This is a genomic window from Nocardioides sp. (genome assembly GCF_035481145.1).
GTDB lineage: Bacteria > Actinomycetota > Actinomycetes > Propionibacteriales > Nocardioidaceae > Nocardioides.
In genome coordinates this window covers 14392-29681 of sequence record NZ_DATIHB010000062.1, presented here as the reverse complement: position 1 = coordinate 29681, position 15290 = coordinate 14392, and the positions used below count along the sequence as shown (strand labels likewise).

Genomic DNA, 15290 nt, shown 5'->3' with positions numbered 1-15290 from the left:
CGTGCGGGCACACCGCCCGCACGCCCGATGCCACACGACCGGTGCCACGCTGGTCAGAAGGTGACGTCGACGCCCTCACGCCGCAGCAGCTCGCGGTAGCGCTCGACGTTGCCGAGCTTCACCGACTCGTAGCCCTTCACGACCTCCACCAGCCCGGCGAGGCGCACGGCCTCGTCGTACCCCTCAGCAGTGAGCCCGTCGAGGGCACCGACAACCAGCGACCGGTAGTGGTCGCGCAGGGCGCGCTCGACGCGGCGTACGCGGGCACGGCCGAAGGGGTCGAACGGGGTGCCGCGCAGGAAGCGGAGCATCGCCAGCAGGCGGAGGAGCCAGTGCCAGCGCGGACCGAGGCCGATCTTCCGTTCGCCGAGGAACCACGCGAACGCCGGCGGGCGGAGGTTGAACGTCACCCGCGCGCCACCCGGCACCTCGGCCGCGACGGCGGCGAGCGCCTCCGGCGAGGTCAGCATCCGGGCCACCTCGTACTCGTCCTTGTAGGCCGTGACCTGGAAGAGGTGACGCGCGACTGTGTCGGAGAGGCGGGTGTCGTCCGTGACGGCACGCTCGGCGTCCCAGACCCGGTCGATGAACCCCACGTAGTCGCTGGCGAGCTCGGCCGACTGGAAGTCGACGAGGCGCGCCGCGCGGTCCACGACCACCGACCGGACGGCCCCCTGGACCGGCGACTCGAGCAGCCCCGGTACGCCGACCGCGCGCGGCTTGCGCGCGGCCGCACGCGTCGCCTCGGCGAAGGCATCTGGCTTCGCGACAGCCGCACGGCCCCAGCGGAAGGCGGCGACGTTGGCACTGACGGAGACACCGTTGATGCCGATCGCCTCCTCGATCGCCTCGGCCGGGATCGGCAGCGCGCCCGCCTGGTGTGCCGCCCCGACGAGCAGGAAGTTGGCCGCTGCAGTGCTACCGAAGAGCGCCTCCGCGGCGGCAAGGGCGTCGAACGACTCGACCGAAGACACGGCACCGCTGACCCGCTCCAGCAACACCTCTGAGGCGGGATACGCGAGCGAGGCGTCGTAGACCATCGGGCCGGTCGGTGTCGGGCTCGTCGAGACGACCGCACGGGTGCGCGGCCCGGCGTACTGCAGGTTGCGCCCCTCGGCCAGGGTCAGCAGGTCGAAGCCGAGCAGCGCGTCGGCCGAGCCCGGCGTGACCCGGTTGGAGGGCTCGACGACCCCCGGACCGAAGCGCAGGTGGCCCGTGACCGGGCCGGCCTTCTGGCTCATGCCCACCTGGTCGAGCGACTCGACGCCGAAGCCGGCACGGAGCGCAGCCGTGGCGAGGACCTGGTTGACGGTCACGATGCCCGTGCCGCCGATGCCGGCCATGAAGACGCTCCAGGTGCGGTCGAGCGCCGGATAGCCCGGGTCGGGCGCATCGGGCGCCACCGGCGCCGCGCGGCGGGCCACCTTGGCGGCAGGGTCGGTCTCGACCGTCACGAACGACGGGCACTCCCCCGACAGGCAGGTGTAGTCGGTGTTGCAGCCGGTCTGGTCGATGCGGGTCTTGCGGCCCAGGTCGGTGGCGACGGGCTGGACCGAGAGGCAGTTGCTCTTCCGTCCGCAGTCGCCGCAGCCCTCGCAGACCGCCTCGTTGATGATGACCCGCTTCGTGCGCGGCGCGAGCGTGCCACGCTTGCGCTGGCGGCGGGCGTCGGCGGCGCAGTGCTGGTCGTAGACGAGGACGGTGACGCCCTTGACCTCGCGGAGCACCTTCTGCGCCTCGTCGAGCCGGTCTCGGTGCCACAGCTCGACCCCCGCGGGGAGGTCGCGCTTGCGGTGCCGCTCGGGCTGGTCGGCGCAGATGATCACCTTCGCGACCCCCTCGTTGACGAGGTTCTGGGTCAGCTTCACCACCCCGAAGCGGCCTTGGGGGTCCTGCGCGCCGGTCATCGCGACGACGTCGTTGTGGAGCAGCTTGTAGGTGATGTCGACACCGGCCGCGACACAGGCCTGTACGGCCAGCTGCGCGGAGTGGAAGAAGGTGCCGTCGCCGACGTTCTGGAACATGTGCTCCGCACGGGCGTACGGCGCCTGGCCGATCCACTGGGCGCCCTCGCCACCCATCTGGGTGACGCCGATGACCTGGCTGTCGTCACGCTGCGAGATCGTCACCAGCGTGTGGCAGCCGATGCCGCCTCCGCCGATCGAGCCCTCGGGCAACGCGGTCGAGCGGTTGTGCGGGCAGCCGCTGCAGAAGTACGGCGTGCGGCTGGTCGCCAGCAGCGGCAGGTCGATGCGCCGCGGAGGCTCCGGCACCAGCGTGAGGCGGTCGCGGAGGACCCGGCGCAGCGGGGCGAGCAGCCGACCGGCGGTGAGCTCGCCGTCGTACGGCACGAGCGGAGCGCCGAGCGCGTCGTTCTTGCCGAGGATCCGTGGCGCCTCGGAGCGGCCGTAGAGCAGCTCGCGGAGGCCCTGCTCGAGGAAGGCGGTCTTGTCCTCGACGACGAGGATCTCCTCGAGGCCGTCGGCGAAGGTGTCGATCACCGTCGGCTCGATCGGCCACATCAGGCCCATCCGGAGCACGCGTACGCCGGCCCTCTCCAAGTCGTCAGAGGTCACGCCGAGGTCGGTCAGCGCCTGGCGCAGGGAGTCGTAGCAGCTGCCTGCGGCGACGATGCCGAGCTTCGCTCCCGGGGCGGGAACGTCGATCGTGTTGAGGCCGTTGGCCGCGGCGTACGCCTTGACCGTCTCCATGCGGGGGCCGTAGAGCTTCGCCTCCGCACCGACGATCCGGTCGGGGTAGAGCTCGATCTTCGTCGGCTCGTAGCTCCACGGAGCTCCCTGCCACGAGATGGAGGGGGCAACGGGGTCGACGGAGGAGGTCGTGCCGTCGACCACCCACGCGCCGTCGGCCACGTCCGCGACGACCTTGAGCGCGACGACACAACCCGAGGCGCGCGCCATGGCGATGCCGTGCAGGCCGAGCTCGACGATCTCGGCGGCGTTGCGCGGGAAGAGCACCGGGACGCCGAGCGACGCCAGCGTGCGCTCGCTGACCGCGGGCACCGTCGAGGACTTCGCGGCCGGGTCGTCGCCGACGAGCATCAGGACGCCGCCCTGCGGGTGGCCGCCGTACATGTTGAGGTGCCGGATCGCGTCGCACGCGCGGTCGACGCCCGGGCCCTTGCCGAACCAGACGCCGGTGACCCCGTCGTAGCGGTCGGTGTCGAGCGTGACTGACGACTGGGTTCCCCAGACTGCGGTGGCGGCGAGCTCCTCGTTGAGGCCGGGCACGACGGTGATGTCGTTGTCGGCCATCCGCTCGGGCATCGCCAGGAGCATCTGGTCCAGCCCGCCCAGCGGGCTGCCCGGGTAGCCCGAGATGAAGAGTCCCGTGCGCAGCCCCCGGCGCCGGTCGAGGGCGCGCTGCTCGACGAGCATGCGCGCGATGGCCTGGACACCCGTCAGCAGCACCGGACCTGCGCCCGCGCGATAGCGGTCGCTCAGGTCATACGCTTCGAAGACGGTGCCGGGCTCGAAGACCGCGGTCACCGGCCCATCTCCTGACGACCAGCTGCGAGGCGGGCCTCGACGACGGCGTCGGCGGCAGCCGCCGTGGTGATGCCGAGGTCCTCGGCCGTCGTCAGCACCTCGTCCGTGGTGTGGCCGATGGCCTCGATGCCCCGCTCGACCGTCTCGCGGGAGTGACCGTAGAGCTCACCCCCCACCTGCACCACGCCTCCAGCGTTGGCGACGTAGTCGGGCACCCAGAGGACGTCACGGGCGTGCATCGCATCCGCGACGCCGTGCGTCAGCAGCTGGTTGTTGGCGGCGCCGCAGACCACGCGGGCACGCAGCGCAGCCACGGACTCCGGAGTGAGGGTCGCGCCCAGCGCACACGGGGCGTAGACGTCCACGTCGGCATCGATGACCGACGGGACCACCTCGACGGCCGCATAGTTGCCGGCGAGCCGTGCGGTCGCCGCCGTGTCGGGGTCGGAGACCAGGATCCGCTCGACCCCCGCTGCGGCGAGGAGACCGACCAGGCGCGCACCCACCTTGCCGACGCCCTCGACCCCCACGCTGCTTCCGGCCAGGCCACCCTGGCCGAAGCGGTGCCGGGCAGCGGCGCGCAGCGCGCAGAAGACGCCGTACGCCGTGGAGTAGCCGCTGTCGCCGGTGCCGCCGGCGTTCTTGCCGACCACCCAGCGGGTCGCCTCGGCGACCACGTCGAGGTCATCGGCGGTGGAGCCGACGTCGGCCGCGGTGACGTAGCGCCCGCCGAGCGAGTCGACGAACCGGCCGTAGGCGAGGAGGAGGTCGCGGGTCTTGATCGTCCGCGGGTCACCGATGATGACCGCCTTGCCGCCGCCGAGCTCCATGCCCGCCGCAGCCGACTTGGCGGTCATGCCCTGCGACAGGCGCAGGACGTCGGTGAGCGCCTCGGCCTCGGAGGCGTAGGGGTGGATCCGCGTGCCGCCCAGCGCCGGGCCGAGCGTGGTGTCGTGGATCGCGATGATCGCGCGGAGGCCGCTGACGCGGTCGTGACAGAAGACGACCTGCTCGTGCGCGGCGGCGGCGAGCTCGTCGGGGCGGTCGAAGACCTGCCCGGCGGGACGGCTCGCGGCCGGCGCCTGCGCTGCGGGTGCGGTGCTTGCAGTCGTGATGGCTACTGCGGACACGGATGGCTCCTCAGGTGAGCCGGGCGACGCGGGTGGTCCGCCCGGGGTGCTGTGGGCTGCCCTCTGGGACGGCCCGGGTGTCACGGACCGCATGGGTGACGGCCGTGTGATCCACATCATGCACCCCCGGTGCCCGCCGTGCCCAACTGCACGCGCCCACCGCGCCAGGAGTCTGCGTGCTCAGCGCCTCCGGCGGTGGAGGGCCCAGGCGCCCAGGCCGACGGCGGCGGCGGTCGCGGCGATCGCGCCGGGGCGGTTCTGCCAGCGTGTGTACTCCTCCGAGACCTGCGGCCACGCACGCCCGATCGCCTCGGCCGCGGCCTCCGGGGTGGCCTCGAGGTCGGCGACCGAGACCGGCTCACCGAAGGTCAGCGTCACCTTGCGCGGGAGCGGCCAGCGCCGCTTCTCCGTGCCGGTGATCGTGGCCGGGACCAGCGGAGCACCGGCCTCGATCGCGAGCCGCGCAGCACCACGCTTGGGGCTACCGAGCGACTCCCCGCGCACGCGGGTGCCCTCCGGGAAGAGCGCCAGCGCGTCGCCTCGGGCCAGGATCGCGCGCGCCGTCTCCAGCGCCTCGGCATCCGACTCACCACGGCGCACCGGGAAGTAGCCCAGCGCGAGGAACGCCTTCGCGAAGCGCCCCTCGGCGTACTCCGCCTTGCCCATGAAGTGCACCGGCCGCCGCAGCACGAGCGCGACGAAGAACGGGTCCCAGAAGCTCTTGTGGTTGGGGACGATGACGATCGGTCCCTTCTTGGGGACGTGCTCCTTGCCATGGACGGTGAAGCCGCAGAGCAGGCGGAAGACGAGCCCGACGACCAGCTTCACGAGGAGGTAGAACGGACCGCTCACCCCCTTCTCGCGGGCGATCTGGTGGGCCTCGGCGTTCGTCATCGGCATGGGCCGATCATGGCGGAGAACGGCGCCGGCGTCAGGCATGCTGCAGGCATGACTTCTCCGGCCCAGCCGACGGCCCAGCCCACGACGCACCCCACGAGCCAGCCCACGTCCCTGCCGCGCACGCTGGCCCGGCTGGCGCTGGGGGCCTTCCTGGTCTTCGCCGGCGTCGGGCACCTCACCTTCCTGCGGAGGGAGTTCCAGGCCCAGGTGCCCTCGTGGTTCCCCGTCGACACCGACGTCGTCGTGCTCGCCTCGGGCGCGGTTGAGATCAGCCTCGGGTCGGCCCTGCTGCTGTGGGCGCGGCGCCGCGTGACCGTCGGCTTCGTGGTCGCCGCCTTCTTCGTCGCGATCTTCCCCGGCAACATCGCGCAGTTCGTCGAGCACAACGACGCCTTCGGCCTCGACACCGACGGCAAGCGACTGGCCCGCCTCTTCGGCCAGCCCGTCCTCGTCGCCTGGGCGCTCTGGTCGACGGGCGCGCTGCGCGACCGGCGCCGCTGAGGCGCCGCTCAGACACCGCTGACCGCGTCCTTTGGGTACTCCGCCAGCGCGACGCAACTCACGCCTTCCAAGTACTGCCGCGTACACAGAACGCAACTACCCTCCGAAGAGACCCGTGTACGGCGCGCCCGCGCGCCGCGGACCTCCCACCCGCCGCGCTCGCGAAGGACACCGATGCTGCACCGCGCCATCCTCGAAGCCCGCTCGCTCACCGTCATGGCCAAGGCCGGCGTCCTGCCCGTGTGGCAGCCGCACAAGATCGTGTCGATGGCCGGCGCGATGCGCCGCTACGGCCCGTTCGGCGGCGCCGTGACCGCGGCTGCCGGCCGCCACGGCGCGCAGACGGCGATCGCCGACGAGCGCGGCTCGATCACCTACGCCGAGCTCGACCGGACGATCAACAAGCTCAGCAACACCCTGCGGGCGTCGTACCAGCCGGGCCAGACCATCGGCATCCTGATGCGCAACCACCGCAGCCCGCTGCTCGTGGCCTGGGCCGCCTCGCGCGCCGGCCTCAACACCGTCTGGCTCAACACCGCCTTCTCCGCGCCGCAGACGACGGAGGTCGCGACCCGCGAGGGCGTGGACGCCCTCTTCGTCGACGTCGACCTGGCCCCGCTCGCGGAGGAGCTGACGATCCCGGTCGTCACGACCGACATCAGCGCCGCGACCGACGAGCTCGACACCTACCTCGCCGCCGGCTCCCCCACCGCCCCACCGAGCCCCGCTCGCCCGGGTCGCCTGATCCTGCTCACCTCCGGCACCACCGGCACGCCGAAGGGCGCGCCCCGCACCGAGCCGAAGGGCTACACCCTCCCCGGCGCGATGCTCGACCGCCTGCCGATGCGGACCCGCGAGGCGACCGTCATCGGCCCGCCGCTCTTCCACGGCACCGGCCTGATCATGACCATGATGACGATCGCGCTCGGTTCGACCGTGGTGCTGCGCCGCAGCTTCGACCCGGAGACCTTCCTCGCCGACATCGCGGAGCACGAGGCGACCGCGATCTGCGTTGTCCCGGTCCTGCTGCAGCGCATCCTCGCGCTGCCTGCCCAGGTCACCGACCGCCACGACACCTCCTCGCTCCGCGCGGCGTTCTGCAGCGGCTCCGCCCTCCCGGCCGCGGTCTCTGCCGAGTTCCAGGACCGCTTCGGCGACGTCATCTACAACCTCTACGGCTCGACCGAGGTCTCGCTCGCCACGATGGCGAACCCCGACGTCGTCCGCGCGGCTCCGACGTCCGTCGGCACCCCCATGCTCGGCTCCCGTGTCGAGCTGATCGGCGACGACGGCAAGCCCGTCTCCCGGGGCGAGCGCGGCCGGGTCTTCGTCGGCACGGTGACGCCGTTCGAGGGCTACACCGGCGGCGGCCACAAGGAGATCATCGACGGCATGCTGGCCACCGGCGACGTCGGCCACGTGGGCGCCGACGGCCTGCTCTACATCGACGGGCGCGACGACGACATGATCGTCTCCGGCGGCGAGAACGTCTTCCCCGCGGAGGTCGAAGAGCTGCTCATCGCCCACGTCTCCGTGCGCGAGGCAGCGGTCGTCGGCGTCGAGGACCCTGACTTCGGCATGCGCCTGCGCGCCTTCGTCGCCTGCCACGAGGGCGCCAGCCTGACCGCCGACGAGGTGCGCACGCTGGTGCGGGACAACCTGGCCCGCTACAAGGTGCCGCGCGACGTCGTCTTCCTCGACGAGCTCCCCCGCAACCCCACCGGCAAGGTGCTCAAGCGCACCCTCGTCCAGTGGGACACCACCTCCGGCTGAGCCGCCGCCCCTTCCCCGAACTGAGCACCATGAGCACCTTGATCGACCGCAGCACCTCCTCCCTCCGCGTTGCGGGCCAGATGGCCCGCAACGCCTGGGACATCTCCTGGTTCGGCAACGGCGTCGAGCACGAGCGCACCCCCACCGCCCTGCTGTACGACGAGCCCCACGCCCGCGTCGAGCGGATCGCCCCCGACGCCCCGGTCAGCGGGAACCCGGTCCTCCTCGTCACGCCACTCGCCGTACCGGTGACCTGCTGGGACCTCCGTGAGGGGCAGAGCCTGGCCGCCCACCTGACGGCCGTCGACGGCTCGGCGGAGACCGGCCGGCCGACGTACACGATCGACTACGGTGCGATCCGGTTCGCGGACCGCGGGATGGGCTTCGAGGACTGGATCGACGGCATCCTGCCGACCGCCGTCGAGCGGATCTCCGCCGAGCACGGCGGCGCGAAGGTCCACCTCGTCGGCTGGTCGCACGGCGGCACGATGTCGCTGCTCCTCGGCGCCCACCACCCGGACCTGCCGATCGCGTCGATCAGCTGCTTCGGCACGCCGACCGACTACCGGCGCAACCCGGCGTACAAGGCGCTCTTCTGGGTCTACGACCACCTCGGCCCCGCCTTCGTGGTGACGCCGATGGCGATCGCGGGCGGCACGACCGCTCCGCTCACCCGACTGGGCTACCGCTGGATGGCACCGGTCCGCGAGATCACCAAGCCGTGGACCCTGCTGCGCAACCTGCACCAGCCCGAAGTCCTGGCCCGGATCAATGCAGTCGACCAGTTCGTCGACGCGATGCCCGGCTACCCGGGGCGCTTCTTCAACCAGGCCCTGACGCGGCTGGTCTGCGAGCAGGAGTTCGTCAAGGGTGCGGTCCACCTGCGCGAGGACCTCGTGGTCCGGATGGAGCGGCTGGTCACTCCCCTGCTCCTGATCGGCAGCACGGCCGACGTGCTCGCCAACGCCGCCTCGGTCGAGGCGGGCGTGGAGGCCTACCGCAACGCCGAGGTCACCTTCCTCAAGGTGAAGGGCTTCAGCCACCTCGGTCTGATCGCCTCGCCCCGCGCCCACCACGAGACGTGGCCGGCGGTGCTCCAGCACCTCGCGGCGCACGACGGCTGACGGCACCGACCGTTCACGGGCGGGCACCCGTGTGACCCGCGACACCACCCGTCTTCATGTACGCAAGACGCGACGTCTCAGTAACCTCAGCCCCATGACCCGCTTCACGCCGATCCCCCTCGAGGGCGCTCTCGTCGCGATCACCGGTGCCGCCCGCGGCATCGGCCTCGCCACCGCCCGTGCCTTCCACGAAGCCGGCGCCTTCGTCGCGATCGGCGACCTCGACGGCGCCTTCTCCGCAGAAGCGGCCGCCTCCGTGGGCACGCGCGCCAGCGGCCACGTGCTCGACGTCAGCGACCGCGCGTCGTACGCCGCATTCCTGGCCGCCGCGGAGGAGACCCATGGCAAGCCGCTCGACGTCCTGGTCAACAACGCCGGCATCATGCCGTCGGCACCGTTCCTCGAGCAGCGTGACGACGTCGACCGCACGACCTGGGAGATCAACGTCCTCGGTCCGTCGATCGGCATGCGGCTGGCGCTGCCCGGCATGATCCAGCGCGGCCGCGGCCACGTCGTCAACGTCTGCTCCCTCGTGGGCCGCTACCCGCTGCAGGGCCTGGCCGGCTACAACGCCAGCAAGTTCGCCGCGCTCGGCCTGACCCAGTCCGTGCGCCGCGAGGTGCGCGACACCGGTGTCAGCGTGAGCGCGATCCTCCCCAGTGCCGTGAAGACGGAGCTGGCCTCGGGCATCGACTTCGGCCTGGTCCCGCAGGTGGAGCCCGAGGACGTGGCCCGGGCCGTGGTGAAGTCCGTGCGCCACCGACGCTGCGAGACCGCGGTCCCCCGCTACGTCGGCGCCGCTGCCCGCGCCGGGATGGTCACCCCTGAGTCGCTGATGGCGCCGATCCGCACCCTGCTCCACGACGACGCGCCCATCGCCCACGTCGACGCCTCCGTGCGTGCGGGCTACCTCAAGCGCATCGGGAGCGACGCATGAGCACCGAGCACCACGACGTCGTCATCGTCGGCGCCGGCTTCTCCGGCCTCGGCGTCGCGATCGCCCTGCAGAAGGCCGGGTTCGAGGACGTCCTCCTCGTCGACGACGCCGACGGGCCCGGTGGCGTCTGGCACTGGAACACCTACCCCGGCGTCGCCGTCGACATCCCGTCGTTCAGCTACCAGTTCTCCTACGCCCAGCGCTCCGACTGGTCGCGCAGCTACGCGAAGGGCGCCGAGCTCAAGCAGTACGCCGAGCACCTCGTCGAGCGCTTCGGGCTCGCCGACCGGATCCGTTTCGACACCCGCGTGACGTCGGCGGCGTACGACGAGGCACGCTGCAGGTGGAGCGTCGCGACATCGACCGGCGACCTCACCGCGACCCACGTCGTCCACGCAGGCGGACCGCTGAGCCAGCCGAAGTACCCCGACATCACCGGGCTCGACTCCTTCGGGGGCGAGGTCATGCACACCGCCCGGTGGGACCACGGTGTCGAGCTGGCCGGCAAGCGCGTGGCGATCATCGGCACCGGCGCCTCGGCGGTGCAGATCATCCCGTCGATCGCTCCTGACGTGGAGCACCTGACCGTCTTCCAGCGCACGCCGATCTGGTGCCTTCCGAAGGCCGACTTCCCGCTCGTCGCGCCGCTCCGTGCGGGTCTGGGGCTCCTGCCCGGGGCCAAGCGGGTGGCCCGGCTGGCCAGCGACGTCTACGTCGAGGCGACGTTCCCCTTCCTGGCCCACTACGGCGGCGCGATCCAGGCCGGCAAAGTCCTCGAGCCCCTGGCCCTCAGCTACCTGAAGACCCAGGTCGACGATCCGGAGACCCGCGAGAAGCTCACTCCGCGCTACGGCCTCGGCTGCAAGCGGCCGAGCTTCCACAACGGCTACCTCTCGACGTTCAACCGCGACGACGTCACCCTGGAGACCGGCACCATCGAGCGGATCACCGCGACCGGAGTGGTCACTGCCCACGGAGTGGAGCACGCGGTCGACGTACTCCTGCTCGCGACGGGCTTCAAGGTGACCGAGAAGGACGCGTTGCCCGGCTACGACGTCGCCGGGCGCGACGGCCTGGTCATCGCGGACTGGTGGGAGACCGACCGGCTCCAGGCCTACCAGGGCGTCTCCGCGCCCGGGTTCCCCAACTTCTTCACGACCTTCGGGCCCTACGGCTACAACGGCTCGTCGTACTTCCAGCTGGTCGAGGCGACGGCGGCGCACATCGTGCGCGTGCTGAAGGAGGCCCGGCGTCGGGGCGCCGCGGAGGTCGAGGTGACCCCGCGCGCCCACGAGCGCTACATGGCCTCGGTGCGCAAGCGCCGCGGACCGCAGGTCTTCTGGCAGCCGTCATGCGCGCGGGCCAACAGCTACTACTTCACCAAGGACGGCGACGTGCCGCTGCGCCCCGGCCTCACGCCGGAGGTCCGGTGGCGCAACGCGCACTTCCCGCTGTCGGACTACGCCTACGCCTGATCAGCCGGCGAGCAGGCCCTTGGCCACGTGCGTCACCTGGATCTCGTTGGAGCCGGCGTAGATCATCAGCGACTTCGCGTCGCGGGCGAGCTGCTCGACGCGGTACTCCGCCATGTAGCCGTTGCCGCCGAAGAGCTGCACGGCCTCCATCGCGACGTCGGTGGCCGCCTCGGTCGAGTAGAGCTTCATCGCGGACGCCTCGGCGAGCGTCGGGATCGTGCCGGCCCGGAGCTGGCTGAGCGCGTTGAAGACCATGTTCTGGCAGTTGAGCCGCGCGACCTCCATCTTCGCCAGCTTGAGCTGGATCAGCTGGAAGTCGCCGATCGGCTTGCCCCACAGCTCGCGGGTCTTCGCGTAGTCGACCGAGAGCCGGTGGCACTCGTTGATGATGCCGAGGGAGAGGACCGCGCAGCCGACCCGCTCGATGACGAAGTTCGCCTTCGCGCTCTCCCGTCCGTCGTTCGCCTTCAGGGACCGGTCGAGCGCCTTCGGGCCACCGAGCAGCCGGTCCATGCCGAGGCGCACGTTGTCGAAGGTGAGCTCGCCGGTCGGCGAGCTCATGATCCCCATCTTCTTGAAGGGCTTGCTCTGCATCAGGCCCTCGTCGCCCTTCTCCAGCACGAAGGTGAGGACCTGGCGGTCGCGGACGGGCGTGCCGTCGCCCTCGTCGAGCTTCGCGTAGACGACCAGGACGTCGGCGTACGGCCCGCTGGTCGTGAAGGTCTTGTGGCCATTGAGGATGAACTCGTCGCCGTCGCGCTTCACGCTCGTCTTCATGCCGCCGAAGGCATCCGATCCGGACTCGGGCTCGGTGATCGCCCACGCCGCGATGTGCTCGGCGGTGACGATCTTCTTCAGCCAGCGCTCCTTCTGCTCGAGCGTGCCCTTCGCAGCGATGGTGCCTGCTCCGAGGCCGAGCGACACGCCCATGGAGACGACCGTGCCGAGGGAGACACCGGCCAGCTCGCTGAGCAGCACGGCGCCCATCGAGTCGACGCCCTCCATCCCGGCGAGCGGGTTGCCGGCGGAGTTGCCGGACCCGGCCTCCTTCTTCGCTGCCTTCTCGGCCGCGCGGGCAGCCCGCTCCTCCGGCGTACGCTCGGCGCGCTTGCGCTCCGCCGCCAGCATCTTGTCGACCGCGTCGGCGGCCATCGCGTCGATGCCGAAGTCGGCGAAGAGCTTCCGGGCTAGGTCGAACGGCGGCAGCTCGCCGGTCTCGATCCTGTCGCGGACCGGCGTGAAGTTCTTCTCGATCCAGTCGCGGACGCCCTCGCGGATCGCCTCGTCCATGTCGGACCACTCGTGCATGGGGGTTCCTCCTCGCAGGGGCACCCGGTGTCGTCCTGCCGACCTGGCAGGACGGATGCCGCAATGCGGAGATGATTACATGGACATGCTGTCCACGGTAACCCCTGCCGAGCGCGTCGGCCGTGCGCCCGCTCAGGCCATGAGGTCGGCGTCGACGTCCAGGTCGACCCCGGAGATCTGGGCGGCCGCCTGGATCGACCCACAGGTCGCGTCGGTGAGGAACGTGACCAGGTCCTTCTTCGTGCTGCGCGACCGGCCGGCGAGCAGCCAGCGGTTCACCACGCTGTCGACCTGGCCGATGATCGCGAAGGCCAGGTTCTCCGCCGCGCCGCGCGGGAGCCGGGTCTCCACGACCAGGGGGATCACGCCCTCGATGAGCTCCTTCAGCCCCATCGCGAACGCCGTCTTGCCGCCGGTCGCCTGCGGTGAGCCATGGGTCGGGCGTGCCGCCGAGCCAGCCCCGAGGAAACGGTGCAGGTTGGCGTGCTCGCTCACCCACTCGACGTACGTCCGGACGCCGCGGCCGACCATCTCCCGGACCGTGCCCTGCGGCACGAGCAGAGGCGCCAGCGTGGCGTTCATGTCGTCGATGATCCGCAGCCGGATCTGGGTGTCGAGGTCGTCGCGGTCACGGAAGAGCTTGTAGACGACCGAGCGCGGGATGCCCGCGCGCGTAGCGATCGCCGCCACGCCCACGTCACCGCCTTCACGGTCGATGACCTCGAGCGCGGCGACGAGCAGGCTCTCGCGCCGCCCCTGGCGGTGGTCCTCCCACCGCCGGTCGCGACCGTCGACGCTGCGCGTGTCATCCACCAGCTGGCTCATGCGGAAACCCTAACGGGGTTGCTTGACCGGACACGCTGTCCAACATAGTTTTATCCGCGACAGCGTGTCCACGGTAGATCCGAGCCGTGGTCTCCCGAGCAACGAAGGGCTCATCGATGAGCAGCAACAAGGTCTACGTCATCGGCGTCGGCATGACGAAGTTCGAGAAGCCCGGGTCGAAGGACTGGGACTACCCCGACATGGCCCGCGAGGCAGGCACCAAGGCGCTCGAGGACGCGGGCATCGCCTACGACGCGATCCAGGCCGTCCACGTCGGCTATGTCTACGGCGACTCGACCTCCGGCCAGCGTGCCGTCTACGAGCTCGGCAGGACCGGTGTGCCGATCACCAACGTCAACAACAACTGCTCGACGGGCTCGACGGCGCTCTACCTCGCCACCCGCGAGATCAAGGGCGGTCTCTACGACTGCGTGCTCGCCCTCGGCTTCGAGAAGATGCAGCCGGGCTCGCTGATGTCGCAGTTCGACGACCGCACGAACCCGATGATGGACCACCTCATGGCGCTCGCCGAGCTCCAGGAGTTCGCGATGCCGCCGGCGCCGTACATGTTCGGTGCGGCAGGTCGCGAGCACATGGAGAAGTACGGCACGACGCTGGAGCAGTTCGCCAAGATCGGCCACAAGAACCACAAGCACTCGGTCAACAACCCGTACGCGCAGTTCCAGAAGGAGTACACCCTCCAGGAGATCCAGGACGCGCCGACGATCTACAGCCCGCTGACCAAGCTGCAGTGCTCGCCGACCTCCGACGGCTCGGGCGCGGTCATCCTCGCCAGCGAGAAGTTCGTCGAGGAGCACGACCTGTGGGACCAGGCGGTCGAGATCATCGGCCAGTCCATGGTCACCGACATGGAGAGCACCTTCACCGACAAGTCCGCCCAGAGCCTCGTCGGCAAGGAGATGTCACGGCGCGCCGCGCAGGAGGTCTACGCCCAGGCGGGCATCACCCCCGACGACGTCTCCGTCATCGAGCTGCACGACTGCTTCTCCGCCAACGAGCTGATCACCTACGAGGCGCTCGGCCTCTGCGCCGACGGCGAGGGCGGCAAGCTCGTCGACAACGACGACACGACGTACGGCGGCCGCTGGGTCGTCAACCCCTCCGGCGGCCTGATCTCCAAGGGCCACCCGCTCGGCGCCACCGGCCTGGCGCAGTGCTCCGAGCTCACCTGGCAGCTGCGCGGCACCGCCGACAAGCGTCAGGTCGAGCGCGCCGCCCAGCCGGGTGGCGTCGCGCTCCAGCACAACATCGGCCTCGGCGGCGCGGTCGTCGTGACGGCGTACCGCAAGGCCCGCTGAATCTCTTCCATCCGTCCGTTCCACCCACCTCAAGGAGCCATCATGGCCAGCGTTTCCGTCACCCAGTCCCTCCCCGTCGCCCCCGAAGCCGCCTTCGCCGCGCTCGCCGACCTCAACAACTTCGAGAACTGGCTGAAGATCCACCAGAGCTGGAAGTCGTCCCTCCCGACCGTCGAGGAGATCGCCGTCGGCACGCAGATGACCGAGGTCGTCTCCGTCATGGGCATGGCCAACAAGATCGAGTGGACCGTCGTCGAGGCCGACGCCCCGACCTCGATGGCGATCGAGGGCACCGGCATGGCCGGCGTGAAGATCAAGTTCACGCTCTCCGTCGCGCCGACCGACGCCGGCTCGGACGCCACGATCGACGCCGAGTTCAACGGGACGATGGTCGTCGGCCCGATCGGCAAGGCCATCGCGAAGAACACCGAGGCCGACCTGACCGAGTCCCTGGCCAAGCTGGCCGAGCTCGTCGCCGCCTGATCCACG

At 70.9% G+C, this 15290-nt stretch carries 12 protein-coding genes; 7 read left to right on the top strand and 5 right to left on the bottom strand.

All coding sequences use genetic code 11. The annotated features are described in order from the left end of the window. Positions 1 to 53 precede the first annotated feature (53 nt). The 3 genes from VLF38_RS05070 to VLF38_RS05060 form a co-directional block, all read right to left on the bottom strand. Positions 54 to 3509 carry an indolepyruvate ferredoxin oxidoreductase family protein gene (locus VLF38_RS05070; RefSeq protein WP_325270196.1) on the bottom strand — a complete coding sequence of 1152 codons (3456 nt, stop codon included), beginning with the start codon at positions 3507 to 3509 and terminating at the stop codon, positions 54 to 56. Next, on the bottom strand, positions 3506 to 4639 hold the full coding sequence (locus VLF38_RS05065; protein WP_325270195.1) for a Glu/Leu/Phe/Val dehydrogenase dimerization domain-containing protein: 1134 nt from the start codon (positions 4637 to 4639) through the stop codon (positions 3506 to 3508). The genes VLF38_RS05070 and VLF38_RS05065 overlap by 4 nt, the downstream gene beginning before the upstream one ends. Positions 4640 to 4819: 180 nt before the next feature. Continuing rightward, positions 4820 to 5539 carry a lysophospholipid acyltransferase family protein gene (locus tag VLF38_RS05060; RefSeq protein WP_325270194.1) on the bottom strand — a complete coding sequence of 240 codons (720 nt, stop codon included), beginning with the start codon at positions 5537 to 5539 and terminating at the stop codon, positions 4820 to 4822. 123 nt (positions 5540 to 5662) lie between these two features. On the opposite strand from VLF38_RS05060, the gene VLF38_RS05055 reads away from it, so the two are divergent. The 5 genes from VLF38_RS05055 (at position 5663) to VLF38_RS05035 (ending at position 11349) form a co-directional block, all read left to right on the top strand. After that, the gene (locus tag VLF38_RS05055) at positions 5663 to 6040 is read left to right on the top strand and encodes a hypothetical protein (RefSeq protein WP_325270214.1); all 378 of its coding nucleotides are present in this window, start codon (positions 5663 to 5665) and stop codon (positions 6038 to 6040) included. Between the two features lie 174 nt (positions 6041 to 6214). After that, positions 6215 to 7813, top strand: a complete 1599-nt coding sequence (locus VLF38_RS05050) for an AMP-binding protein (protein ID WP_325270193.1) — start codon at positions 6215 to 6217, stop codon at positions 7811 to 7813. A 29-nt stretch (positions 7814 to 7842) separates the two neighbouring features. Next, positions 7843 to 8937, top strand: coding sequence for a serine aminopeptidase domain-containing protein (locus VLF38_RS05045; protein WP_325270192.1), 1095 nt, complete (start codon positions 7843 to 7845; stop codon positions 8935 to 8937). A gap of 94 nt (positions 8938 to 9031) precedes the next feature. Next, a complete protein-coding gene (locus VLF38_RS05040; RefSeq protein WP_325270191.1) occupies positions 9032 to 9874 on the top strand; it encodes an SDR family oxidoreductase in 843 nt (280 codons plus the stop codon). Further along, the gene (locus VLF38_RS05035) at positions 9871 to 11349 is read left to right on the top strand and encodes an NAD(P)/FAD-dependent oxidoreductase (protein ID WP_325270190.1); all 1479 of its coding nucleotides are present in this window, start codon (positions 9871 to 9873) and stop codon (positions 11347 to 11349) included. Before VLF38_RS05040 ends, VLF38_RS05035 begins: the two co-directional genes overlap by 4 nt. Here the strand turns inward: VLF38_RS05035 and VLF38_RS05030 are convergent, their stop codons facing one another. Next, on the bottom strand, positions 11350 to 12657 hold the full coding sequence (locus VLF38_RS05030; protein WP_325270189.1) for an acyl-CoA dehydrogenase family protein: 1308 nt from the start codon (positions 12655 to 12657) through the stop codon (positions 11350 to 11352). It lies immediately after the preceding gene. 132 nt (positions 12658 to 12789) lie between these two features. Further along, positions 12790 to 13482, bottom strand: a complete 693-nt coding sequence (locus VLF38_RS05025; RefSeq protein ID WP_325270188.1) for a TetR/AcrR family transcriptional regulator — start codon at positions 13480 to 13482, stop codon at positions 12790 to 12792. 116 nt (positions 13483 to 13598) lie between these two features. Here VLF38_RS05025 and VLF38_RS05020 point away from each other — a divergent pair, with 116 nt between their 5' ends. Next, complete coding sequence (locus VLF38_RS05020) at positions 13599 to 14801, top strand: lipid-transfer protein (RefSeq protein WP_325270187.1); 1203 nt, start codon at positions 13599 to 13601, stop codon at positions 14799 to 14801. Positions 14802 to 14843: 42 nt separating this feature from the next. After that, a complete protein-coding gene (locus tag VLF38_RS05015; RefSeq protein ID WP_325270186.1) occupies positions 14844 to 15284 on the top strand; it encodes a type II toxin-antitoxin system Rv0910 family toxin in 441 nt (146 codons plus the stop codon). The last annotated feature ends 6 nt before the right edge of the window (positions 15285 to 15290 follow it).

Excerpts from the sequence above, each read along its gene's own strand:
- VLF38_RS05020 (WP_325270187.1), top strand. The coding sequence starts at position 13,599 with ATGAGCAGCAACAAGGTCTACGTCATCGGCGTCGGCATGACGAAGTTC.
- VLF38_RS05060 (WP_325270194.1), bottom strand. The coding sequence starts at position 5,539 with ATGCCGATGACGAACGCCGAGGCCCACCAGATCGCCCGCGAGAAGGGG.
- VLF38_RS05030 (WP_325270189.1), bottom strand. The coding sequence starts at position 12,657 with ATGCACGAGTGGTCCGACATGGACGAGGCGATCCGCGAGGGCGTCCGC.
- VLF38_RS05045 (WP_325270192.1), top strand. The coding sequence starts at position 7,843 with ATGAGCACCTTGATCGACCGCAGCACCTCCTCCCTCCGCGTTGCGGGC.
- VLF38_RS05050 (WP_325270193.1), top strand. The coding sequence starts at position 6,215 with ATGCTGCACCGCGCCATCCTCGAAGCCCGCTCGCTCACCGTCATGGCC.
- VLF38_RS05035 (WP_325270190.1), top strand. The coding sequence starts at position 9,871 with ATGAGCACCGAGCACCACGACGTCGTCATCGTCGGCGCCGGCTTCTCC.
- VLF38_RS05025 (WP_325270188.1), bottom strand. The coding sequence starts at position 13,482 with ATGAGCCAGCTGGTGGATGACACGCGCAGCGTCGACGGTCGCGACCGG.
- VLF38_RS05015 (WP_325270186.1), top strand. The coding sequence starts at position 14,844 with ATGGCCAGCGTTTCCGTCACCCAGTCCCTCCCCGTCGCCCCCGAAGCC.
- VLF38_RS05040 (WP_325270191.1), top strand. The coding sequence starts at position 9,032 with ATGACCCGCTTCACGCCGATCCCCCTCGAGGGCGCTCTCGTCGCGATC.